We start from the raw sequence: 23,915 nt of genomic DNA on the forward strand, positions 1-23,915 counted from the left end.
GTAGTCGCAGACCACGGTAACGGCGGCTGGTCAGGTACTGCAGCTGTAGATCACGGCAGTGGTGGTTGGTCCGGGGTTGCAGCCATAGATCATGGCAATGGTGGCTGGTCGGGTTTCGTGTCGGCAGACCACGGTAACGGCGGCTGGTCGGGCTTCGCAGCCGTAGATCATGGCAACGGCGGTTGGTCCGGGGTAGTCGCCGCAGCTGACCACGGTAATGGTGGCTGGTCCGGTATTACAGCAGCTGACCACGGCAATGGTGGCTGGTCGGGTGTTGTAGCTTCAGCCGATCATGGAAACGGTGGTTGGTCGGGTGTTGCAGCCGCCGACCACGGTAATGGTGGCTGGTCCGGAGTTGCCTCAGCCGATCACGGCAATGGTGGTTGGTCCGGAATAATAGCTGTAGCCGCAGACCACGGCAATGGTGGTTGGTCAGGTACTGCAGCTGTGGATCACGGTAACGGCGGCTGGTCGGGCTTCGCAGCCGCCGATCATGGCAACGGCGGTTGGTCCGGGGTAGTCGCCGCAGCTGACCACGGTAATGGTGGCTGGTCCGGTATTACAGCAGCTGACCACGGCAATGGTGGCTGGTCGGGTGTTGTAGCTTCAGCCGATCATGGAAACGGTGGTTGGTCGGGTGTTGCAGCCGCCGACCACGGTAATGGTGGCTGGTCCGGAGTGACGGCCGTTTAAGTAACACTAAGCCGTCAACGGATTGTAAGCCACTCAATAATTAAGTGAATATCCGGCTCTCGTAGCCAGTCTTGGAGTTCGCGCTAGGATTCTTGGTTATCTTGCGACTGCACATGCCGGGCGCTAGCTAGCTAATGACGCGACACCTTCAGAAAATCCTTTTTTTTCTTCTGCTCAGCGCTTGCGGATTAACGGCCTGTGCTCCCTCTTCCAGACCAGAGGCAGTGCGTATTCGTTGGACCTCTGACCCGCAAACATTGGACCCTCTAACGGCAGCTTCTCCACAGGCGATAGAGGTGCTCAATCTGATGCACTGCAGCTTACTTATCAGCGACGCCACCACGCTAAAGTTTGCGCCTTGGCTGGCCAAGCAGATGCCCACCATTAGCCGAAGAGGTACTTCGACGCTATTCAGCTATCAACTCCGGCCAGAAGCCACTTGGGATAACGGCCAGCCTGTATTGGCTCGTGATGTAGCGTTTACGCTAAAAGTGCTGAACTGTCCTGGCCTGCCTACCGAGTACGCGCGAACTCAGTACGGATTCGTTACGGATGTGGAACTAGATGACCGTGATCCGCGCCACTTTACTTTGGTGTGTGAGACTTCCTCGCCCGACATTCTATTCTCTACCGGGGATTACGCTATCCTACCAGAATATGTACTGGACCCGAAAGGGGAATTACGGGCGGTACCCTATTCCTTGCTGCGTACCGATACAGTTGCTGCAGTGCGCCGCTATCCTGCTATACGGGAGTTTGCGCGGCGCTACAAGCAAGCACGGCTAGACAAGCATCCCGAGCATCTGCCTGGCTGTGGGCCGTATACGCTAACTAAATGGGCCGATAAACGCTACCTACGTCTTCAGCGCAAAGAAAAGTGGTGGGCTAGCGCCCTCCCCACTCCCCCAACATGGCTGCAAGCCCATGCGCGACGCCTGGAATACCAAATCATTCCGGACAACACAACGGCCCAACTGGCTCTTCGCCGCGGCGACTTGGATTTGTATCCCATGCCGCCCGCTCGGGACTTCGACCGGTTACGAAAATCAGCTGATACAGCCCAGCTAACCTTCCACACCTCCGGGTCCTATGAAATAACGATGGTAGGTTTCAACAACCAACATCCGTTGCTTCAGGATGCGCTTACTCGCCAAGCGCTAAGCTTGCTCTTTAATGTACCAGGATTGATGCAGGCCACCCAGCCAGGATTGGCGTACCGGAGCGTAGGCCTGATTAACCCCAGTGACAAGGAGGTTTATAATGACAGCATCCCGCTCCTGCCATTTAGCACAAGCAAAGCAGTGGACTTGCTTCGCCAAGCGGGTTGGCAACGCCAGGCTGGTGGAAAGTGGACGCGTAAGAGCGAAACACTGTCGTTGAGAATCAGCTACCGTGCTGGCGAGTCAGCTCATGAAACAATAGCGTTGCAGTTTCAGGGAACAGCCTCTAGCCTAGGTATCCCTGTCTTGTTGCGGCCCACGGAAGTAGGCTTGTTTAAGCAACAGTTAGTGTCTGGTGAGACTGAACTTCACGTGAGCACCATCCATGGCAGTCCTGGCTACAATTTCATACCGTATTTGCACTCGCGTAGTATTGGAATAAGCAACCTCACCCGCTATAATTCGTCAGTAGCCGACCAGTTGATGGAAGCCATTGTCAACGAGCCCACCGGACCATTGCGTACGAAGTTGATTCGAAAATTTCAGCAGCAGTTTCGTACCGACTCACCCTTAGTCGTGCTATTTTTCCTTCGCAACCGGTTTATTGCCAGCAAACAATTGCAAGGAGTACGCGCTATACCTATTAAGCCCGGCTACGACGTCTTAAGTATAGCACCAGTTTTTTCTCGACAATAGCAGTATGGTACGTGGGGTGATGCAACTCTTGCAGTGGATTTTCACCGTTTGGGTACTCATCACGATACTCTTCCTCTTGACGAAGGCATTGCCGAATGAGCAGCAACTGCTGCTCCGTTTTGCGGACACAGCGGGGAGCAGGCAGGGCTTTTCAACTCAACAAGTTGCAGCAGCACAGCAAGCGGCTCGTCAGCGCTTGGGACTCACCGAGCCAGCATTTTATATCTCACCAGCACCACATTCTGGCGCATCAGAGTGGCGCTGGCACTGGAATGGTTCACGCAACCAATATCACCGCTGGCTTCGTGCTTTGCTACACGGCAACCTAGGCCAATCGTATTATACTCAGGAATCCGTAACAGCTTTGCTTGTAAATGCATTGGGTGTAACTGCACCTCTTGCTAGCTTGGCTGCCCTACTGGTGGTTGGTCTTTCGATACCAGTGGGTTTGTGGCTGGCTGCTCGCTCCGGCTCTCATTGGATGCTCACCGTGCTGCTTGCCCTCGATGCTTTGCCACTTTTTGTAATAGCATTGCTACTCATGATGCTGCTAGCTAGCCCTGATTATCTTTCCTTGTTCCCAGCATTCGGGCTCAGTGCGGAAGAAGAGGATGCCGGCATCAGCTCTATTCTCAAGCAACCAGCATTTTTAATACTGCCACTGGCTAGCTTAGTTATTTCCACCATCACGGAACCCGCCGTACAACTTGCTCACGCACTCCGCCACGAGGCTCAACTTGACTACATTGTGACGGCTCGGGCCAAAGGGTTAGCAAAAATGCAAGTACTACAGCGGCACGCACTACGTAATGCGCTGCTGCCCACCCTTACCCTCTTCACTGAGTTATTGCCAAACCTGCTAGCGGGAACCGTTGTAGTGGAGCTAGTTTTTGCACTCCCTGGCTTAGGCCGGTTGGTAGCTGATGCTGCGGCCGCTCGCGACTATCCAGTGCTACTCGGAGGCGTGTTGGTCGTTCTTGTTGTACGCCAGCTTCTGTTGGTTTTCGCCGATTGGCTGTACCAACTAGCGGATCCGCGGATCCGTGCTTTAAACCAATGAGGAAATGGCTCCATCAGAATCCTCAACGAACTTGGACGCCTCTGCTGGCCTTGCTCTGGCTTTCCTTGCTGGTATTCGCTGCCGTGGTAGCAGGCTTGCTTCCACAGCAACTCTTGTCTCCTGATTTGCTTAACAGCAATGCACCGCCTTCTACTCCTAGCCATTGGCTAGGCACTGATCCGCAAGGGCAAGATGTCATGGCCGCGCTGTTGTATGGTGCTCGTACTGCCCTGCTAGTCAGTATACCATCTGTTGGCATTGCCGCTGCTCTAGGCACTGGCTTTGGCTTAGCCGCTGGTTATTTTGGTGATACACGTTTGCGTTATCCGTTGGCTTATTGTGCGACGGTGGGATGTGCTTTCCTCTGTTTTGCCCTGTTCAAAATCTCATTCAGTTGGCTACTGTTGTTGCTGTTATCAGCGCTAAGCGTAGGCAAAGTACTAACACGATTCCAGTTTTGGTCGCATAGGATAGCACTTCCCCTCGACCAACTTATACAGGTATGCACCAGCCTGCTTTCGTCTGTTCCGAGGTTGTTACTTATCATCACAATAGCAGCAGCTATTGAACCTACGCTTCTTGGCTTGGTATTGCTGTTGGGATTCACTTCCTGGACCCAAACAGCCCGGCTGGTACGCGCAGAAGCAAGACGTGTGCGTCAGTTGCCTTATCTGGAAGCTGCGCATGCGGCCGGCTTACCACCTTTGCGGATCGTATGGCATCACATGTTGCCCAACGTTATGCGGCCTGTTATTACCACAATACCTTTAAGTATTGCCGCATTTATTACACTAGAAACTACCCTGTCTTTTCTAGGAATAGGCTTGCCTCCTGAAGTTGTAAGCTGGGGAAAATTACTTGCACTCAGCCGTTTGGCTCCATCTTCGTGGTGGTTGTTGCTGTTCCCGGCGCTTTGTCTGTTGGCTACCACACTGGCTCTACGTTCCGTACTGGCTTTCAAAAAAAGGTAGTCTGCATCTCCTATTGATGTCACAAAATGTGTGCATTCCACCCTGTTTATATGACAGGTTGGGACTTCTATAGGTAGCTTAAATGGCTTGAAAACTGGTTGAAACAGCGTGTAGCAACTATCAACCTCTACGATATGTACTAGTACTGAACACAAAATCGCTAGTCACAATTAACACCGTTTCTTCCTTTACTTACCTTGAGCCTAGCCCTAGTTTTGTAATGTACTAAAGGATAAAGCACACAAACTTCTTCTCTTCTCGCTGTTCGCCTCGGCTAATAATGGCGTCACTACTTCTCAAGCGTCGGCAGGGACACGCTTTGCGTTACTTGCTTCTGGAAATGGCAACTAAACAAAACGTTGCAACAACTAGGTCTGGTTTCCAGACAATTGACGGAGAAATAGTGCCCTTTATCGCTGGTGAACTAGCACTCCGCTCAGGAGCGGCAGTGATGATTGGAGGTCTCTTGGTAGGAACTGTTTTATTGGAATCCACATAAAGGTGTTAATTATTACGGCTTTCTCTGCTAAGGGAGCAAGAAAGTCAGTGAACAATGTTGCAATAGGTGTGTGAAAACCCCGCTGGTTCTGCCTGCGGGGTTTTTGCGTTTGCCAGCCCCTGCATTTTATCCTGTGCATTATCATTACCCACACCCTCAGACATCTTTGAACTGCCTCCGTCTTCTGCAGCAGGAACTACCGCTTATATGGTCATGATTCCTGCGTCTGTTGGGCTAGTAGGGCAATGCCACTCTGGAAGTCATGAGGCTGATAGCCTAGCTCCGTTTGTGCTTTGCTGATGATGAAGCCTGTGCGCGGGGGGCGTTTAGCTGGCTGAGAAAACGTACTACTGTCCACTCTAGTAATAAGCGACGAGTCGAGCTTGAAATAAGTAGCTACCTGCAACGCCATTTGGTAAGGGGTCAGCAACTCGCTGCTGCTGATATGATAGACACCCGTGGCGTTATGCCTAGCGGCAAGCCAGCAACCCTTCGCCAGATCTTCAGCCAATGTGGGTGTGCGAAACTGATCGTCAACTACTTTGATCTGTTTGCCAGCACGAAGAGAATCGCGGACCCACAGTACGATGTTGGTACGGCCGTAGTCGTGCGCGGTGCCATAGACGAGCACAGTGCGTATAATCACCCACGGGCCGAGGCTGGACTGCACAACTTGCTCGGCAGCAAGTTTGCTTTGGCCGTAGAAATTAATGGGTGCCGGCACCGCGTCTTCGGCAAGAGGGCCTTTTTCACCGCTAAAAATAAAATCGGTGCTAACGTGAGTCAGATGTACGTTATGAGCGGCGCAAGCTGCTGCTAGGTGCTCTACAGCCGTTACGTTTTGCAGCCAACAAGCCTCTTGGTTTAATTCGCACTCGTCGACGTTGGTCATTGCCGCCGTGTGAATGAGGTGGGTAGGCTGCTCCTGCCCTATCACGGCCGCCACTTGCACCTGATTGGTTACATCAAGTGCAACGAAACGCACCTCTGGGTAAAGGCCAGCAAGCTTGTTGGAGCCACGCGAAGTAGCCATTAGTTCCACGTCAGGCTGTTGTCGAAGCAGTGACACAAGCTTTTGGCCAAGCAAGCCATTTGAACCAGTGATTAATACTCGCATGCAATAACAGTCACGTAGTGAGTTTACTTCAAGGCAGACAACTGCCTCCTTATCCTGTTAGCTGGCTGCTTCGGTACCGCACTAGTATTGGTACCCGTACAGTTCGGTGATTTTCTTCTTCTTGACCTTCTCTGCTTTCACTGTCATTTTGATGTCAGTAAGCGGACGGTCACGGTCGTTTTTGGGTTGAGCAGCTATTTTATCGAGCACATCGAGGCCACTGATTACTTGACCGTACACAGTGTACTGACCATTGAGGTGCGGTGTACCCTGATGGTTTTGAACGAGGTAGAACTGCGAAGAGCTACTAGCTCGTTCCGGATTCACAAAATCGCCCTGACGAGCGGCAGCAACGGCGCCAAATTTATGCTTGAACTCCGGCCGAATTTCGGCTGGAATGGTGGGAGCATCAGGCTGTCCCATCCCGTCATTGTCTGGGTCAGCGTCTTTGGAATTGATGTCGCCTCCCTGAACCATGAAGTTAGGAATCACGCGGTGGAAGGTAGTGCCATTGTAGAAGCCGCTATCCACTAACTTAAGGAAGTTGGCCTTATGCTTTGGCGTGGCATCAAAGAGCACGAGTTTGATTTCACCAAGCGAGGTACTAATAGTCACCAACTGATCTTTCTTGCTGCGCTTTGGGCCTTTGGCAGCATGCAGCACGGGCCCCATTAAGAGTAACAGCACCGTGCACAGCAATGCTGAAAAACGAAAATTCACTTTCATAAGATAATAGACACGAAAAAGTTACGCGGCGAAATTAAGCTGTTTCGGCGGCTAGTGCCCTATCGTCTGATTGGAGCAGCCCGTACAGGATGGTGTCATGGAGTGCTCCGTCACCTCCCCGAAACGCATGACGCATCAATCCTTCACGCCGAAAGCCTAAGCGTTCTGCCAGCATTCCACTACGAAGATTGCCAGGACGGGCATTGCAGTACACACGCTCTAGGTCAAGACGCTCGAAAGCCCATGCCAAGCTCGCGCGCGCCGCTTCTAGCATTAGTCCTTGGCCTTCAGCAGTGGCTGCCAACAGATACGCTAATTCGGCCTTCGGCACGCTCCAATCTATGTTCTTGAAGCTCACAAACCCAATGCATTGGTTGTTGGCTTTTTGCCAAACCCCTAATTGATAGCCTGCGCGAGTATGCCACTCCCTAATTTTCTCCTCAATAAAATTCGCAGCGGTAGCTGCGTCTTGTACGGCTGCTAGCGTTTTAGGAAAATCAAGAGTCAGGCGAGAACGGTCAGTATCTAGCAAAGCAAGTAGAGAATGTCGGTCGTGGGCCTGCCAAGGCCGCAAAAGCAAACGTTCCGTTTCAATCATACAGGCCAATTGTGCGGGGCACTTGCATCCCCGCTCGCTCACAGTTGTATCAGAAATTTATCTACCTCTACTCCCTGCCGTGCCGTTTTTCACACACCTGCCAATTGTTGACCAACTAACGAAAGGGCTAGACGGGTGTGCGTGCTTCGCGGATGCTTTCCAGGATTTGCTGCCCTCCACTAGCCAGAATCTTTTCAGCTACTTGAACGCCAAGCGCATCAGCCGCCGTAGTAACAGCCGACTGTATTTCCTCTAAAAGCTGCTCGCCATCGAGGCTGATAAGGCCACCGTGCAGTTGAACAGTACCAGCAGTGGTGAGAGTGGCTAGCGCAAAGGAAGGGATGCTGCACCCACCTTCCATGGTGCGCAAGAAAGCCCGCTCTGCCGCCAAACAAATATGGGTGGGCCCATGGTCGAGAATGCGCTGGAGTTCCGCCTTCAGGTCTGATTCCAAACTGCGGGCACATTCAATGGCCACGCTGCCTTGGCCAGTGGCTGGCACAAACTGCGTTTCGGGGAGGGTATGCCGAATAAGGGCGTCGTATTCCATGCGGTGCACACCGGCGTAGGCTAGTACCAGGGCGTCATACTGGCCCTCTTCCAACTTGCGCAGACGGGTTTGTAGGTTGCCGCGGGCTTCGGCCGTGGTAGAGTTCGGTAGGAAGCGCTTTAGCATAGCCTTGCGGCGGGTGCTGCTGGTGCCCAATACCAAACCTGGCTTGTGCAGATCAAGGTCGGTTTGAAAACTCACAACTACATCGTTCACTTGCTCGCGCTCCATAAACGCCAACAGTTCTAGATCAGCAGGAATACTGCTTTGCACATCCTTGGCGCTATGCACTGCAATATCTATGTGGCCGGTACGCAAGCCTACTTCCAATTCCTCAGTGAATACGCCTTTCGCTCCTATCTTATCGAGCGAACGGTCGAGCACCACGTCACCGGTAGTGGTGATGATGACAATTTCAGTCATGATGCCAGCTTGCTCTAGGCAAGAGGCTACGTGGTTAGCTTGCCATAGCGCCAAGCGGCTACCTCGGGTGCCAATACGAACGGGCTTTTTCACGAGTACGAATCCAGAGTTTAAATAAGAGCCGCCCACTACACTTGTAGCGTCAGCCATACGACTTGCCAATAGAGTTGAACAGCAAAACAGAAAATAAATTCTGCCCTAGGCAGGATTTGGCGAAACTGATTCAAACCCCGACTTTGTGACGAGCAAAGATAGAACTGTGCGTATTCAGACGCTGGCTATAGCAGGCTTAGCACTAGCTATAGCTTTTTAGCAATCTATATTTTCTACGTTTACAGGCTCTAGGCCGCGTTTTTTAGCAGTTCAGCCACCCGCAACGATACATCCACGAATACCATGCGAGGGTTAGCATTGCGTTCGATATGGTAGTGTGCTTCGTTTAATTCGCGGGCAAGCGGGTCGGCGTTCCGGGGCGTAACAAAGCGGCTGAAGCCGTTGATGAACTGCTGTTCGGCCGCCGGCAAGTGAGGCACCAGTAGTGGGTCGAGGCCGTAGAGCAGCACCTTGCGCAAAAGCCCTAAAGCAAATTGCACGAACTCCTTCTGGTTTTCTCGGCCTAGCTTCTGAAATTCGTCGCTGATGGCTAGCATCTCACCTACATTGTTGCTGTAGCACAAGCGCATCCATTTCACAAACAGCGTGAAGTAGTCGTGGTCGGCGGTGGCGGCTTGCTGAGCAGCTAGAGCAACTCCAGGGTTACCCTCCGCTAGTTGAGCCAACTGCCTGGCTTTCACCTCCGGAATATCGTGCGCAGTGTGTAGCCAAGTGGTTAGCTCGTTTTCTGGTAATGGGCGCACCACTACCGGCTGCACACGGCTAATGATGGTAGGCAGTAACTGCTCGGGAGCATAACTCACCAATAAAAACACGGTAGCTGGCGGCGGCTCCTCCAGCAATTTTAGCACTGCATTAGCGGCGGCCGGATGCATCAGTTCTGGCAACCAGACAATCACAATTTTGAATTGGGCCTCGAAAGCTTTCAACGAAACTAGCTTCAGTAATTGCAAGCTTTCTTCTTTGGAAATACTTCCTTGCTTGTTTTCAGCACCAATGTGCTGCATCCAATCATTAAGGCCTTGGTATGGATTGTCGAGCACAAAACTGCGCCACTCCGCCATGAACTTGTTGCTAGTTGCGTCCTTGGCCACTGTTTTGGTGGTCGTCACGGGCACAATGAAGTTTAGGTCGGGATGGATGAGCTTGTCGATTTTCTGACAGCTCGGGCATTGCCCACACGAATCCTCGGCTGCGGGGCCCCGAGACTCACAGTTCAGGAAGGTGCCATACGCCAGCGTCAGGGCTAGCGCCGGCGACCCTTCAGCTCCCCGAAACAACTGCGCGTGCGCCACATGGTTGCGCCGCACCGATTGCACCAATACTTGTTTGACCTGCTGTTGACCAGGAATATCAGAAAAACGCATAGCTATGAACGAGCAGTGAACAGGACGCCACAAAGAACAAGGGTAGCACTATTACTCTTTATGTACTGATCTTTCCCAGACCCGGTCCTTGGCGGTATCCTCATATACCTGCTGCATGATGGCCTGCTCCACAGCATCATATTCCAGTTGGCGGCGAGCCATCACACGCTCTGCTACCTCTGTTACCTTGGGCAGCTTGAACGTCTCGAAACCGGCTGCTCCACCCCAGCTGAAGCTCGGGATGAATGTACGCGGGAAGCCTGCCCCAAAAATATTGGCCGCCACTCCTACTACCGTGCCCGTGTTGAACATCGTGTTGATGCCGCACTTGCTGTGGTCACCCATCATGAGGCCACAAAACTGCTGTCCGGTGTTCACGAAGCGGCCTGCCATATGGCTCCAAATTTTAACAGCGGCGTAGTTGTTTTTCAGGTTGGACGTGTTGGTGTCAGCCCCAAGGTTGCACCACTCGCCAATTACCGAGTTGCCTACATAGCCATCGTGGCCTTTGTTGCTATACCCGAAAAATATGCTGTTCGTCACCTCTCCTCCTACTTTGCAAAACGGCCCTACCGTATTATCACCGCGCATTTTGGCGCCGGGGTTGATGTGAGAACCTTCGCCTAACGCCAGCGGACCACTGATGATAGCGCCTTCGTGTATCTGCGAATCTTTACCGAGGTAAATGGGCCCCCTTTCCGCATTCAGAATAGCCGCTCGAATTTTGACACCAGGCTCAATAAAGATGTTTTCTGGCGCATACACGATGGTATGCGCATCCCCTACGGGCGCCGATTGGCGGCCTTTGGTTAGTAGGTCAAAGTCGCGGCGGATTTCCGCTCCGTTATACAAAAACAAGTGCCACACTTCCCGAATGGTGGTAACAGGCTCTACTACTTCGTGCGTTTTCTGGAAACCGTCTTGGATCAGCTCCGCTACCAACGAAGCATCGGCCAGATGAGCCGCCACGAGCATCTCCTTGTAATACAACGCTTCTCCCGCTTGAAGTTTTTGTACTTGCTTGGTAAGTACCTCGTCGGGGCATATGGCTCCGTTGATTACCAGGGCAGGGCCTGTGACGGAACCAGCGGGATACTTCGCTTGCAGGTAGCGCTCTGTGAGGTAGGCAATAGGCAGTTGCAGACGGTGCTGCCATTTTTCAGCCAGCGTCAGGATGCCGCAGCGCAAGGCTGCCACGGGCCGCGTGAAAGTGAAAGGCAGCAAGTGCGGCCGAATGGCCGGGTCGTCGAAGAGCAGAACGCGCATGGAAAGGTTTCTGATTGCTGGTACTAATAAGTTGGGCTCGGCTATATAATTGAGGCTCGGCTTATGGCTGAGGCGGTTTCTTTGGACGCCTCCGTTAGAGCGCAAATAAAAACTCCTGCCGGACAAAGCCGACAGGAGTTATACAATACTGCCTTTTCGGAGTCAGCAACCCCGAAATAAGCAGTTATTTTTTCTGGTAGCGGTTGCGGAATTTCTCTACGCGGCCAGCAGTGTCAAGAAGCACGTTCTTGCCGGTGTAGAAAGGGTGCGACTCGCTGCTCACTTCCACCTTGATGACGGGGTAGCTCTTACCGTCTTCCATCGTGACGGTCTCGTTGGAGTTCATCGTCGAGCGAGTGATGAATTTAAATCCGCTCGACGTGTCCTGAAACACGACTTCGCGATACTCGGGGTGAATGTTCTTTTTCATGGTCGAAATGCCGTTTGTACCTGGGTGCCTGCCGATTTTGCGGAAGGGACTGCAAAAGTACAAGTTACGCTCAACTTTCAAAAGCACTACTTGTCTTTTCTGCGTTTATGCGGCTACCGAGCACGACCTATAATAAAATGTTTATTTTTGGCGTCGTTCTTAGGTTACTTTATCCTCTATTCTCTTCTCCTTATCCGCTGCCATGCTCCATAAGGTTGGTTTTTCGTTGTTGTTGATGGTCTTGTTGAGCGCCTTGTTGGCTTTTGGTGCTACTGTGACGCTTTTTCAGGCTAGCTACGACAACTCGAACGTGCGGGTGGTGTGGGAAGTAGCCAACGAAAGCGGAGTGCAGAACTATGACCTGTACCGTAAGGCCAACTCCGAGCCGACTTTCACCAAGCTAAGCACCCTGTCGCCTTCTGGGCAAGCACGCTACCAATACATGGATGCCGATGTGTACCGCGGTGCCGCAGCGGGTGCAGCCGGTACCTTGGGAGGTCCTTTCACGTATCGTCTCACCGTACGCACCACGGCTGGCGACCAAAGTTACACCAGTACCCTAGGCGACACTCCTAGCGCCGTTCAGCGCTCTTGGGGCAGCATCAAGTCGATGTTTCGGTAGCACCTACCGGCTTGCGCCTTGCGTTACTTGTTCTTTAACCGGCTTGTCCGGTTTTTTTTGTGTTGTCTTTACCAGGCAGCACCTTAAGAAGTACCTCATTCTAACGTACCACATCAGCCTATGCGCCTTTGCTTTGCTTCCAATAATGCCCACAAGCTCGATGAAATCAAGCCGTTGCTCCCAGCAGGAACCGAGTTGCTGAGCTTAGCTGACATTGGCTGCCAGGAGGAGCTTCCTGAAACCCAGGATACCTTGTCCGGCAATGCCCGCCAAAAGGCCCTTTATGTGTGGGAACATTACGGGGTGTCGTGCTTCGCCGACGATACTGGCTTGGAAGTAACTGCCCTAGGCGGTGCACCTGGCGTGTACTCGGCACGCTACGCAGGCCCACAGCGCCTAGCTGCCGACAACGTTGCGAAGTTGCTTCACGAACTACAAGGCCACCCGGATCGGTCGGCTCAGTTTCGAACCGTAATAGCCCTGGTGCTGCCTGATGGCGCTGTGCACGAATTTGCGGGGGTGGTGAAAGGCAGTATCACGGAAACTAGCAGGGGAGGGGGTCGCTTTGGCTACGACCCCGTTTTTCAGCCAGCAGAAGGTAATGGTCGGACCTTTGCTGAGATGAGCACCACTGAAAAAAACCAAATCAGCCACCGTGCCCGGGCTGTTGCAGGCTTAGTCAAGTTCCTGGGAGACGCAGCAGAGTAGACAACTGGTGCAGCCGGCAAGGCAGAGAAACCGCGCGGCTATTAGCCCGAGAACCACGCAAGCAGAGAAGCACTTACCGCCCAGACCCAGGCCAACATCGTGTCGAGCTTCAAGAGTTGAGGCTTTGGCAATAAATATTGCTGCTGCTCTGTCTGGCAATGACAACGCAATCCTTGCTACTTTTGCAGGGTTGGCCCTGCCGGTACGGGCCATTTATTCGCCTCATGCAACATCCTTTCATCGTCGGCATCACCGGCGGCAGCGCCTCGGGCAAGACCACCTTTTTGCGCCGGCTGCTGGCCTCGTTTCCCGAAGAGGAAATCTGCCTGATTTCGCAAGACAATTACTACCACCCGCGGGAAAGCCAGCAGGTTGATGCGCAAGGCGTCACTAACTTCGACTTGCCTTCCAGCATTGACTCGGTGGCTTACGCAACTGATGTTCTACGCCTGAGCCAAGGGTTGGAAGTACGGCGGCCGGAGTACACGTTCAACAACCCTGACGCGGTGGTGAGAGAACTGGTATTTCAGCCAGCTCCTATCGTGGTAGTAGAGGGCATCTTTGTTTTCTACTTCGAGGAAGTGGCGAAGCTCCTGAACCTGAAAGTGTACATTGATGCTGAAGAGCACGTGAAGCTACAGCGCCGCATCGTGCGCGACCGGGACGAGCGGGGTTACGACCTAGAGGACGTACTCTACCGCTACACCAACCACGTAGCCCCGACCTACGAGAAGTATATCAAGCCATTCAAGCAAGACGCCGACATCGTCATCCCAAACAACCGGCATTTCGACCGGGGCTTAGAGGTGCTAGTGTCGTTTCTGAAGTCCAAGATTGTAAGGTAGCCTAGCTCTACAGTAAAATAAAAGTGGGGCCTTATCTTCCAAAAACGGAAAGACAAGGCCCCACTTTTATTTTACTGTAGAGCTAGGCTGCTAAAGCAGCGGCTAGCTAGCGCACTCGCCCGAAACTCCCTTAGGTAATCAGTTTCTTATCACCGCTCGTGCATCGCACACAGTCTAAAGACTGTCGAGCAAATGTTGGAACATAAGTGAGCCGCGCAAAATCCCAAAATGTTGTTAGCAGCACCTTGACTGATAGTAGGATTTTTCTCATACCGCCAAGCACCTCTTTAGTAGCTTGACGAACTATTTCTCTGGAAAGGAATATTTCAGCCTGAATTTATAAGCAGTTCAATGTTTCGACTTTCCTTGGCTGACTGATTTAATTATATTTGTAGCTCTTGGGTTGTCTATGGTGCTGCGTATTACCAACTTTTTGCCTCGCTTGCGTTTTGCGCTACTAACAGTCACTATGCTGTTCGTACTGTCGCTCAACCACCAAGCTGTTGCCACCTTCCGGGTGCCAGCGGGCAAAACTACGCGCGTTGGTCAGCCTGCTAAGGTGAACGTGGTAAAGCAGAAAGTAACGCTAGAAGCCACCGGAACACTGGATCTGCACATTGCGCCCCAAGCTGATGCTTGGTTGCCGTGGCCAACAACGCATGTGTGGTTGCCCGCCATGCGCCGAGCGTTGGCCGCTCCTCGTCCTCTCTTAGGTGTTCTCCCGGCCGCGGTATTCCGCGCCCGCATGTTAGTGGCGGCTCTCTCGCCGCAGGCCCCCTAGCGCCGCTTGGTTTGAGCGGCCGGCCGTGGTTGATACCGTGGTGGCTATCTGCATGTCTTGCTGTTTCGTTGGGGCTATTCACCACCCAGCTAAGCGTTTGAGTTGCAAGACCCTCCTTTCCAAGCTTCAACTTTCACTTGTATTCAATGCGTAATAAAGGACTTATCATCGGGTTGACGATCATCGTGTCGGCCCTGTGTATCTACTTTCTGACCTTCACGTTTATTTCACGTCGGGTTCAAAACGATGCCGTGGTGTATGCCACGAAGAACGGGCAAGTAAACCAACAGCAGCGCCAGCACTATCTGGACTCGGTGTGGCGCGCCCCCGTTACCAGCCTGCTCGGTGTTGATTATACCTACCGGGATGTACGCTCTTCCGAGTTAGGCCTTGGCCTCGACTTGAAAGGTGGCATGCACGTAACACTGGAAGTTTCGCCGGTGGAGATTGTGCGCGCCATGAGCGGCAACACCAAAGATCCTAAGTTCAACCAAGCCCTCGAGCGGGCACAGGTTGCTCAAAAGGCAAATCCGTCCACGCCCTTCACGGCGCTGTTCGCACAAGCATACCGCGACGTAGCACCCGGTGAAAACCTGGCCCGCATCTTCGCAAACACCACCAACAAGAGCCGCGGCATCGACATCAACTCCAGCAACGAGAAGGTGATTGGCGCTATCGACAAGGAAGTAGAAGAAGCCATTGACCGTTCGTTCAACATTCTGCGGACTCGGATAGACAAGTTTGGCACCAGCCAGCCGAGCATTCAGCGCGTGAAAGGCACCGGCCGTATCCAAGTGGAACTGCCCGGCGTTGACAACCCAGACCGGGTACGTAAGCTGTTGCAAGGCCAGGCCAAATTAGAGTTCTGGGAAGTGTGGCGCCAAGACGAGTTTGGTCCTTATCTCCAGCAACTCGATCAGGCGCTGATTGCCAAAGAAAAAACCGTTACCCCTGCTACCGCTGCAGCCACTACCACCGGAACCACCGCCGACGCTGCCGCTGCTAAAGGCGACTCCAGCTCCCTGGCCAGCCAGTTGGCTAACAAGAAAGCCGCTGCTACCGCTAAAGCTGATTCCACTAAGCCCCAGCAAAATTCGGTGTTGGCTCGTCTGTTCACGATGCCAATTCCTGGCCAATTAGGTGTAAACCTGCGCGACACAGCCCGGGTGAACGCCATCCTGCGTTCCGATGAGGCTCGCGCTATTTTGCCTCCTAACCTGACCATGTTGTGGAGCGTGAAGCCCGAGGTAATTGAAGGCCAAGAGTACTTGAAGCTGAATGCCATCCGGAAAACACCTGGCACTGAAGCGCCCCTGGGCGGTGAGGTAGTAGCGGATGCTCGGCAGGATTACGACCAGGGTGGCCGCCCCGAAGTGAGCATGGCCATGAACCCTTCGGGCGCTAAGCGGTGGCAGAAAATGACCGGCGCCAACATCGGCCGCCAGGTAGGCATCGTGCTCGACGACTATGTGTACTCTGATCCGGTGGTGCAGTCGGAAATTGCAGGTGGCAACACTAGCATCTCGGGCAACTTCTCGATTGAGGAGGCGCAAGACCTTTCCAACGTACTGAAAGCAGGTAAGCTGCCCGCTCCTACTCGCATTGTGGAAGAAGCAGTAGTGGGTCCGTCGCTCGGTCAGGAAGCCATCAACCAGGGTCTGTATTCTTCGCTGGCTGGTTTGGTTATCATCATGGCATTCATGGCGCTCTACTACGGCCGTGCTGGTATGGTAGCCGATGCCGCGTTGCTCTTCAACAGCTTCCTGATTCTGGGCGTACTGGCGCAGTTTTCCTTCGCCCTCACGCTGCCCGGCATTGCCGGTTTGATTCTGGTATTCGCTTCGTCGGTGGATGCCAACGTGTTGATCTTCGAGCGTATTCGGGAAGAATTAGACCACGGTCTGACCTTGCAGGATGCTATTGCCAAAGGGTACTCACGCGCTTTCTCGGCCATCTTCGACTCCAACGTGATGACGTTGATTATCGCCTTGATCCTGTTCATCTTCGGAACGGGTCCGGTGCAGAACTTCGCCGTAACGCTGCTGATTGGTATTTTCACCTCGTTCCTATCGGCCGTGTACATCTCGCGCCTGATTATCGAGTGGCTGGTGAAAGGCAAGACGGTAAGCAAGATGACGTTCTCGACCTTCCTTTCGCGGAAGCTGTTCACCAACATGAACTTCGACATCGTGGGCAAGCGTAAGATTGCCTACGCCTTCTCTACTATCTTCATTGTAGTAGGATTTGTGCTGATGGCCGTGCAGGGTGGTCCAAACCTGGGTGTTGACTTCCGTGGTGGCCGGGCGTATGTAGTTGATTTCGCTAAGCCTGAAGTGGCGTCCGATGTTCGCGAAGCCGTAACCGAAGCTTTCCAAGGTGCTGGTACCGAAGTGAAAACGTTCGGCAATGCTAACCGTCTGCGCATTACTACCGGCTACCTCTCTGATGACGAAAGCGTAGCTGCTGATAAGAAAACTCGCGATGCTTTACTAGTTGGCTTGAAGAAGTATAATGTCGCAGATAAGCAAATTGTTAGCACCTCGAAAGTAGGCGCTACCATTGCCGACGACATCAAACGCACTTCGGTGTTGAGTTTGGGCCTGACGCTGCTCGGTATCTTTATTTACGTATTGTTCCGCTTCGAGAAGTGGCAGTATTCGATGGCGGCGGTAGTAGCCTTGTTCCACGATGCGCTGCTGGTTATTGCCTGCTATCCAATTGCCCGTCTATTCGGTTTGAACTACGAAATGGACCAGATTTTCGTAGCAGCCGTCTTGACCATCATTGGTTTCTCGATGAACGACACCGTAGTTATCTACGACCGTATTCGGGAATACTTGCGGGAGAACCCCAAGCTGACGTTCGCGCAAGTAGTGAACCCGGCGTTGAACAGCACGTTCTCGCGCACCATGATTACGTTCACTACGCTGTTCTTGGTGGTGTTGGTACTCTACATCTTCGGGGGTGAAACGTTGCGCTCCTTCTCGTTCGCTATGTTAGTAGGTATCATTTTCGGTACGTATTCGTCGCTGTTTATTGCCACGCCGATTATCCTTGATACTTACGGCCGCAAGGAAGCCCGCGAGCGGGGCACCGACCTCTCCACCAAAATCACCGACGATACCGACGCTCCTAAGCTCTCGACAGCATCGGTGTAACCTTCGTTTTTTCAGTCTTTTGAAAAGAGCCCGGCCAGTTGGTCGGGCTCTTTTTTTGGTTGCTGACCATGACACGAATCTTCTTTCAGCTGGAGCCTCTACGATTTTACTATATTATTTACTGATCCGCAGGCAACCTTTTCTTGTTGGCCGCCGAGTGGCCTATTGAATCTTCTCTCCCGCCGCTGTGGCTAGTCACGAAATGGATTCTGCGCTGCTCATCGAAATCCTGGCCGGCTGCCAAAAGCTGGAACAGGCCAGTCAACGACGGCTGTATATGCTGTATTATAGCTACAGCTTCAGCGTATGCCTGCGCTACCTCCACGACCGGGATGTGGCCCTGGAAACCGTGAATGATGGCTTCATGAAGGTTTTTCAGGAGCTACCACGCTTTGATGTGGCACGGCATGCAGATATATCAGGCTCTTTGCGCGGCTGGATTCGCAAGATTATGGTACACACCGCCATCGACCGGTTTCGAGCTACCTCCCGTCTCGTCTTCCAATCCGACTTAGACACTGTAGCCGGCTCCTACGTCGACAACAGCCATACTCCACTCGACGCCCTGTCTTTTGAAGAGTTGCTGCACCTGATTGGGCAGCTCACACCCGCTTATCGCGCCGTGTTCAACATGTACGTCATTGACGGCTACACGCACGAGGAAATTGCCAAGCAACTAACTATTTCGGTCGGTGCTTCCAAGTCGAACCTTTTCAAGGCGCGGGAGCACTTAAAAACGATGCTTAAAAAAAGTAAACACCATGCCTACGCCAAATATGTCGGATGAAGAGCTGGACGAGTTAGTCCGGCGCAGCGCCGAGGCGTACCCCGAGGAAATTCCTCTGGGCGGCTGGTTACGCATGGAAGACAAGCTGCAAGCGGCTGCAACCGACCGGCTGGTACGCCAGAAAGTGCTGCGGCTTTTTGCAGTTGAGCTAGCAGTAGTAGCCCTATTGCTTTTGCTCTGGCAGGGATACAAAGCGTCAAACCGCATCAACGAGGTGGCGCAACAACCCAATAACACGGCTGCATCCATTCATAAACAACCAGCTAGCTCTTCCAAACAGCAAGCAAGCACTCAGCGGCTTGCTGCTTCAACATCTGATATTGCCAGCGCATCACTACTTAGTAGCTCCTCGACCAAATCCAGCTTGCCGGCAGCAGATAGGCCCACACTATCCGTAGCGGAAACTTCTCATCGGCCCCTATTGATCGAAATGCCACTTGGTGCAGGCTCTCGCCGGCAAGTGGGCGCAACAGCTGTATTCCACTCTGAAGTAGCGCTTCACAAACGCCAGAAAGTTGCTTCGAATGTGGAACGCCAGCTTGGCGCTACGCCTTCTGCTTCCTTACTTGAAAAGGAAGGGACTGAAGCCACCAGCCGCCAAGAAACGACTTATGCATCATCACCCAAGTCGCTGGTGGTAGTTCCCTCCCTGGCCGTCATCCCGGAAACATTCTCCTCCCAACCTTCGGAACTCTCTCCGCAAGCCGCTACACTTCCTGCGGGCCCAACAGGCCGCCAAGATACCTTAGCTCAGCAACCACTTCCCTCCCCTTCCGATTCAGTTGCTCGCCCGCAAGCCAAACCCGCCCGTCCGACGCACCGGTTGTTGATTGGCTTGCTAGTGGCCCCTTCGTTTAGCGCGGTGCGGCGGCTTGAAACCACCGGATTCGGCAACGACGTGGGAGTACGACTGGAATACCGGCTCACTTCCCGCTTGCGCGTACGAACCGGGCTGACCCGGAGTGTGAAACGCTATGCGGTAGCCAGCACCGATTACACAATTCCAGCCTCCTGGACCTGGCGGCAAGGAGAATACAATGTCAATGCCGATTGCCGCATCACGGAAATTCCTGTGGATCTGCGCTACGATGTGGTTGCCCGCCCTACGTACAGCGTTTTTGCCAGCGTGGGCCTGACTTCCCTGCTTATGCGCTACGAGTGCTACGACTATGATTTCCAGGTCAATGGTCAAACCCGAACGGCAGTTGAAAAGGTATTCAACGGGTCCAACCATACTTTCGGTCTTCTCAACCTGTCTGGGGGCGTAGAACGGGCCCTCGGAAGCCGGTGGTCGGTGCAGGCCGAACCCTTTTTGCAATTACCGCTCGGTGAAGTTGGAGCCGGAAAAGTGCGACTTAGCAGCGCTGGCGCAGCCTTTTCCTTGAAATATGGGCTGCTACGATAAGACAGAACTTCATTTACACCCTATCATTTACATCCTCTTTCGCTTGTTCAGGGCTGCTCCTGGTAGCGCCATTCCTCTGCAGTTGAATGCATATGCATCCTAACGGATGCTCAGTTGACTCCCTCTTTTCCTGGTTCTTGCCCGCTAAGCCCTATCTCCTTAGCCGGATAGCTCTTGCCTATTTCCTGGCCGGTTACGCACTACTAATCATCCAGTCAACTAACTGACTATCTGCTATATAATACCCAAGATCACAAGGTAGCAGCCAGAACCGAATGCCTTTTCGCTGATCCATCATCCATTCCTTTTTCTATGTACAGCAAACTACTGCTCTTGCTAAGCGCCGGACTTGTGTTCAGCGCCTGTGCCTCCGAAAATGGGGAAGACCAGGTAGCCGACGCGCCGCCGACTCCAACCTGCAATACGGCGAACGTCACCTACACGCTCACTGTGGCGCCGTTGCTACAGAAGAGTTGTACTTCCTGCCACAACAGCAATTTCGCGAGCGGCGGCGTGAACCTGAGCACTTACGCGCGGGTCCGAACGGTGGCACTCAATGGCCGCCTTATTGGCAGCGTCAATCATGAGGCCGGCTACTCTCCGATGCCCAAGGGCGGAACCAAACTACCCGACTGCGACATCAGCCAGTTGCGCAAGTGGGTAGAAGATGGTGCCATCGAAAACTAATCGATGATGACTACAAGCCATTTTTTTCCGCCAATCCTCAGGACGTTAGCGCTGCTACTCCTGAGTGCGCTACCGGCTATACCCGGGGTGGCGCAGAGCAAGTTTCTCACGCGCACGGGCACTATCAGCTTCTTTTCTGCTACTCCCATCGAGGATATCGAAGCCCGTAGCCAGATGGTGGGGGCAGCCGTGGATGTACAGGTAGGGCAAGTAGCTTTTACGGTGCCCATGAAGTCGTTTCAATTTCCTAAGTCTCTGATGCAGGAGCACTTCAACGAGAATTACGTGGAGTCGGAAAAGTATCCGAGGGCTACCTTCTCGGGGCGGCTCGTCAATTGGACCGCTGCGGCATTGCCCGCTACGGGTCCGCAGCCCGTGCAAGTGGAAGGCGACCTAACAATTCATGGCGTGACCAAGCATATCCGCGTACCGGGCACCTTGGAAAAGCAAGGCAACCGCCTGCTCGTTAAGTCGAAGTTTGCCGTGGCTCCCGCCGATTACAACATTGAAATTCCGGCTCTTGTCCGCAACCAGATTGCCAAATCAGTGGACGTAACCGTGAACCTAGCCTGCAATCCAGCTCCCTGATTTTTCCTTCTATGACTTCAACCTTCACTCGTTGGTATCTGGCTACCGGACTGGCCAGTGCATTACTGCTTGCCCCTGGCAGCACCCACGCGCAGGACTTGCTCAATCAACTGGAAAGCACGCCCACTGATAGCCTGCGCCGCGAATACGTAACGGCCACGTTTAAAGGCACACGCATCGTCAATGGCCATTCCATTGAGACGCCCGGCCGGGGCAGTATGCTGTTTCTGATTTCGCACCGCTTTGGTACCCTCAACAGCGGAGCTTACGAGTTCTTCGGCCTCGACCAAGCCACCATCCGCCTAGGCTTGGAGTACGGCCTGACAGACAGGCTGGCGGTAGGCGTAGGACGCAGTTCCCTGGAAAAGACCTATGACGGATTCGTGAAGTATAAGGTCTTGCGCCAGAGCAGCGGCCCCCGTCCTCTACCTGTCTCGGTAACGCTCCTGGCTACTTCCGCCGTTAGCACGCTGAAGTTTCAACCGCAGCCGGAGCGCTCCACTACCTCGCGCTTCACCTACACGTACCAGGCATTGCTCGCCCGCAAATTCAGCTCAAACCTGTCGGTACAACTCATGCCCACGCTCGTGCACCGCAACTACGTGGCCCTGCGCCGCGACCAGAACGATGTGTATGCCCTTGGCGCCGCAGCCCGGCAGAAACTAACCAAACGTGTAGCCCTTACGGCGGAGTACTACTATGTGCTGCCCGGCAACACGGCCGATGACTACCGTAATTCTCTCGCTCTTGGATTTGATATTGAAACTGGCGGCCACGTGTTTCAGCTGCACTTCACCAACTCGCAGGGCATGATTGAAAAATTCTTCATCCCACAAACGACCGGAAATTTCTTTGACGGTGACATTTATTTTGGTTTCAACATTTCTCGCGCCTTCCAATTGAGTAATCGGGAATAAATAAAACAACATGAAGGATCCGGCGCAGTTTGCTGGCAACCGTAATAGGTGCCAGCAAACTGCGCCGGATCTTTCATTTTCTGCGAAACAAGAATATTATTTTCGGTCTCCTATCTTTTTGGCTGGCACCCCCGCCCATATTTCATTGGGCGCTATTGATTTTGTTACCACCGCGCCTGCTGCAACAATAGCTCCGTCGCCTATCGTAACGCCCTTGAGTACTACGGCATTCACACCAATCCACACGTTGTTTCCGATAGTAATTGCAGCGTCAGTACTAGGCTGCGTTCTCATGAGTGAGGAAAGCTCAGTACCGTGGTTGTGGTCGATGAATCTACTCCCAGAGGCTATCAACGCATCATTACCGATGGTAATACCCGTATTGATATTGAACTCGCACCCCGTTCCAATAAATACGTTGTTACCAATTTGTATGCACGACTTGGTATTCCAAACCCCGTCGTACTTGAAATACACGTTGTGTTCAAACGCACAGTTTTCTCCAATTGTCACTTGGTTGGGCCACGTAGTATGCACCTTATGGAAATAGGTACCCTTCCCAATTTTCATTCCCAGAAAACTCAACCATAGCCTTCTAAAGAAAAAGCTGAATTGCGCGTAATACCGTTGATTAAGAACGAAAAAGCCGTGTTGAAGCAAATAACTCATGTGTGAAGTCTGGTTGATATTTCAGCGGCGCGCTTGTTTTCGGGAAACATAAAACAAAAATGCCCCTGCTAAAAAGCAGAGGCATTTTAGCACCAGTAGCGAGCAGCTTGTTACGCTGAAACGCGCTGGAAATATGGAGTTGAAGCTACGAAAGCACTTATGCGGTGATTCCTTCCGCTACTACTTCTCTCACTTCGGGCACCATACGCTTGAGCAGGTTCTCGATGCCCGATTTCAGCGTAACAGTAGCCGAAGGGCAGCCCGAACACGAACCTTGCAGGTTCACGGTCACGATGCCGTCTAGGTAGCTTTTGAAAGTGATGTTGCCACCATCTTGCTCAACTGCAGGGCGCACATAGTTGTCGAGCAGGTCGATGATTTTCTGGCTGGTTTGCTGGTCAGCTTCCGACGAGTCGCCGGTGGCGGCGGCTTGCTGGGCAGCTTTCTGCTCGGCAGCAGGATCCACGGTGAAGATGGGGCCGGCAGCCTCAATGTATGACTTCAGGAACGTGCGCAACTCTGGAATGAGCTGTGCCCACTGCAAGTCCGAGACCTTAGTAACGGTCACGAAATTCTGGGCAATGAACACGCGCCCTACGTAGTCGAAGTTGAAAAGCTCCTGAGCCAGCGGCGAATTGGCGGCCGCTTCTAGGTTTGGATAGTCGACGCTCACGCCATCAGCTAGCAGCTGGGAGTTGAGCACAAACTTCATGGATTCGGGGTTGGGGCTGGCTTCGGCATAAATCGAAACCGGCGCAGCGGGGGCAGTGAGTTGTTCAGCCATGTTTGAAAGACTTGGAGACAAGCGGGAGAAAGTCAACCGGTTTCCTTACCGGTCCGACATATAAAACCGCACTGGGCGGGATTAGTTGCAAAGATAAACAAGTCGGCGAGGATAAGGCATTGCCACCGCGCGTAACGTAGGGGTTCCTCTCCTACGTACGCATGTTGTGCCCGTCCTACGTACGCATGTTGTGCCCGCCAAATTTAGCATCCGTTGGGGCATGGTGTACGGCGTTAACCCTGCCTGATGCAGGATAAATTACTACTTGCGCCGTCCGCAGCAACCCACCGACAC

Annotated in this window: 24 protein-coding genes; 14 read left to right on the top strand and 10 right to left on the bottom strand. The window is 53.0% G+C overall.

The window, feature by feature from the left end:
• Positions 1–30: 30 nt before the first annotated feature.
• The gene (locus MTX78_RS18485) at positions 31–252 is read right to left on the bottom strand and encodes a hypothetical protein (protein ID WP_243797294.1); all 222 of its coding nucleotides are present in this window, start codon (positions 250–252) and stop codon (positions 31–33) included.
• 195 nt (positions 253–447) lie between these two features.
• Here MTX78_RS18485 and MTX78_RS18490 point away from each other — a divergent pair, with 195 nt between their 5' ends.
• The 4 genes from MTX78_RS18490 (at position 448) to MTX78_RS18505 (ending at position 4,580) form a co-directional block, all read left to right on the top strand.
• Positions 448–693, top strand: coding sequence for a hypothetical protein (locus tag MTX78_RS18490; protein WP_243797296.1), 246 nt, complete (start codon positions 448–450; stop codon positions 691–693).
• Positions 694–1,001: 308 nt separating this feature from the next.
• Positions 1,002–2,549 carry an ABC transporter substrate-binding protein gene (locus MTX78_RS18495; RefSeq protein ID WP_243797297.1) on the top strand — a complete coding sequence of 516 codons (1,548 nt, stop codon included), beginning with the start codon at positions 1,002–1,004 and terminating at the stop codon, positions 2,547–2,549.
• A gap of 406 nt (positions 2,550–2,955) precedes the next feature.
• On the top strand, positions 2,956–3,609 hold the full coding sequence (locus MTX78_RS18500) for an ABC transporter permease subunit (protein ID WP_243797299.1): 654 nt from the start codon (positions 2,956–2,958) through the stop codon (positions 3,607–3,609).
• Entirely contained in the window at positions 3,606–4,580 is a 975-nt protein-coding gene (locus tag MTX78_RS18505) for an ABC transporter permease (RefSeq protein ID WP_243797300.1), read from the top strand. Before MTX78_RS18500 ends, MTX78_RS18505 begins: the two co-directional genes overlap by 4 nt.
• Before the next feature lie 710 nt (positions 4,581–5,290).
• Here the strand turns inward: MTX78_RS18505 and MTX78_RS18510 are convergent.
• The 7 genes from MTX78_RS18510 to MTX78_RS18540 all read right to left on the bottom strand — a co-directional run bounded on the left by MTX78_RS18510 (position 5,291) and on the right by MTX78_RS18540 (position 11,670).
• Positions 5,291–6,196: an SDR family oxidoreductase gene (locus MTX78_RS18510; RefSeq protein ID WP_243797302.1), complete on the bottom strand. Its 906-nt coding sequence runs from the start codon at positions 6,194–6,196 to the stop codon at positions 5,291–5,293.
• A gap of 81 nt (positions 6,197–6,277) precedes the next feature.
• Positions 6,278–6,916 carry a peptidylprolyl isomerase gene (locus tag MTX78_RS18515; protein WP_317258913.1) on the bottom strand — a complete coding sequence of 213 codons (639 nt, stop codon included), beginning with the start codon at positions 6,914–6,916 and terminating at the stop codon, positions 6,278–6,280.
• Positions 6,917–6,956: 40 nt separating this feature from the next.
• Positions 6,957–7,520 (bottom strand): GNAT family N-acetyltransferase, encoded by a 564-nt coding sequence (locus MTX78_RS18520; RefSeq protein WP_243797304.1) that lies wholly within the window; start codon positions 7,518–7,520, stop codon positions 6,957–6,959.
• A gap of 127 nt (positions 7,521–7,647) precedes the next feature.
• Complete coding sequence (hemC, locus tag MTX78_RS18525; RefSeq protein ID WP_243797305.1) at positions 7,648–8,643, bottom strand: hydroxymethylbilane synthase; 996 nt, start codon at positions 8,641–8,643, stop codon at positions 7,648–7,650.
• Positions 8,644–8,834: 191 nt separating this feature from the next.
• The gene (locus MTX78_RS18530) at positions 8,835–9,974 is read right to left on the bottom strand and encodes a DNA polymerase III subunit (RefSeq protein ID WP_243797307.1); all 1,140 of its coding nucleotides are present in this window, start codon (positions 9,972–9,974) and stop codon (positions 8,835–8,837) included.
• A gap of 51 nt (positions 9,975–10,025) precedes the next feature.
• Complete coding sequence (locus MTX78_RS18535; RefSeq protein WP_243797309.1) at positions 10,026–11,240, bottom strand: GlmU family protein; 1,215 nt, start codon at positions 11,238–11,240, stop codon at positions 10,026–10,028.
• 184 nt (positions 11,241–11,424) lie between these two features.
• Positions 11,425–11,670, bottom strand: coding sequence for a type B 50S ribosomal protein L31 (locus tag MTX78_RS18540; RefSeq protein ID WP_022822257.1), 246 nt, complete (start codon positions 11,668–11,670; stop codon positions 11,425–11,427).
• 202 nt (positions 11,671–11,872) lie between these two features.
• Between MTX78_RS18540 and MTX78_RS18545 the strand changes: the two genes are divergently transcribed.
• The 10 genes from MTX78_RS18545 to MTX78_RS18590 all read left to right on the top strand — a co-directional run bounded on the left by MTX78_RS18545 (position 11,873) and on the right by MTX78_RS18590 (position 22,168).
• Positions 11,873–12,292, top strand: a complete 420-nt coding sequence (locus MTX78_RS18545) for a hypothetical protein (protein WP_243797311.1) — start codon at positions 11,873–11,875, stop codon at positions 12,290–12,292.
• 120 nt (positions 12,293–12,412) lie between these two features.
• Positions 12,413–13,000, top strand: a complete 588-nt coding sequence (gene rdgB / locus MTX78_RS18550; RefSeq protein WP_243797312.1) for an RdgB/HAM1 family non-canonical purine NTP pyrophosphatase — start codon at positions 12,413–12,415, stop codon at positions 12,998–13,000.
• A gap of 224 nt (positions 13,001–13,224) precedes the next feature.
• Entirely contained in the window at positions 13,225–13,845 is a 621-nt protein-coding gene (locus MTX78_RS18555) for a uridine kinase family protein (RefSeq protein ID WP_243797314.1), read from the top strand.
• A 469-nt stretch (positions 13,846–14,314) separates the two neighbouring features.
• A complete protein-coding gene (locus MTX78_RS18560; RefSeq protein ID WP_243797316.1) occupies positions 14,315–14,626 on the top strand; it encodes a hypothetical protein in 312 nt (103 codons plus the stop codon).
• 146 nt (positions 14,627–14,772) lie between these two features.
• Positions 14,773–17,784, top strand: coding sequence for a protein translocase subunit SecDF (secDF, locus tag MTX78_RS18565; protein ID WP_243797318.1), 3,012 nt, complete (start codon positions 14,773–14,775; stop codon positions 17,782–17,784).
• Between the two features lie 202 nt (positions 17,785–17,986).
• Entirely contained in the window at positions 17,987–18,571 is a 585-nt protein-coding gene (locus MTX78_RS18570) for an RNA polymerase sigma factor (protein ID WP_243797320.1), read from the top strand.
• Positions 18,546–19,976, top strand: coding sequence for a porin family protein (locus tag MTX78_RS18575; RefSeq protein ID WP_243797321.1), 1,431 nt, complete (start codon positions 18,546–18,548; stop codon positions 19,974–19,976). Before MTX78_RS18570 ends, MTX78_RS18575 begins: the two co-directional genes overlap by 26 nt.
• Positions 19,977–20,288: 312 nt before the next feature.
• On the top strand, positions 20,289–20,663 hold the full coding sequence (locus MTX78_RS18580) for a hypothetical protein (protein ID WP_243797323.1): 375 nt from the start codon (positions 20,289–20,291) through the stop codon (positions 20,661–20,663).
• An 87-nt stretch (positions 20,664–20,750) separates the two neighbouring features.
• Positions 20,751–21,251: a YceI family protein gene (locus MTX78_RS18585; RefSeq protein WP_243797324.1), complete on the top strand. Its 501-nt coding sequence runs from the start codon at positions 20,751–20,753 to the stop codon at positions 21,249–21,251.
• 11 nt (positions 21,252–21,262) lie between these two features.
• On the top strand, positions 21,263–22,168 hold the full coding sequence (locus MTX78_RS18590; RefSeq protein ID WP_243797326.1) for a DUF5777 family beta-barrel protein: 906 nt from the start codon (positions 21,263–21,265) through the stop codon (positions 22,166–22,168).
• 96 nt (positions 22,169–22,264) lie between these two features.
• On the opposite strand, the gene MTX78_RS18595 is transcribed toward MTX78_RS18590, so the two are convergent.
• Entirely contained in the window at positions 22,265–22,837 is a 573-nt protein-coding gene (locus tag MTX78_RS18595; RefSeq protein WP_243797327.1) for an acyltransferase, read from the bottom strand.
• Between the two features lie 157 nt (positions 22,838–22,994).
• Positions 22,995–23,621 carry a NifU family protein gene (locus MTX78_RS18600; RefSeq protein WP_243797328.1) on the bottom strand — a complete coding sequence of 209 codons (627 nt, stop codon included), beginning with the start codon at positions 23,619–23,621 and terminating at the stop codon, positions 22,995–22,997.
• Positions 23,622–23,915: the final 294 nt, after the last annotated feature.

Origin of the sequence: Hymenobacter tibetensis (assembly GCF_022827545.1) — a bacterium.
Classification (GTDB): Bacteria; Bacteroidota; Bacteroidia; order Cytophagales; family Hymenobacteraceae; genus Hymenobacter; species Hymenobacter tibetensis.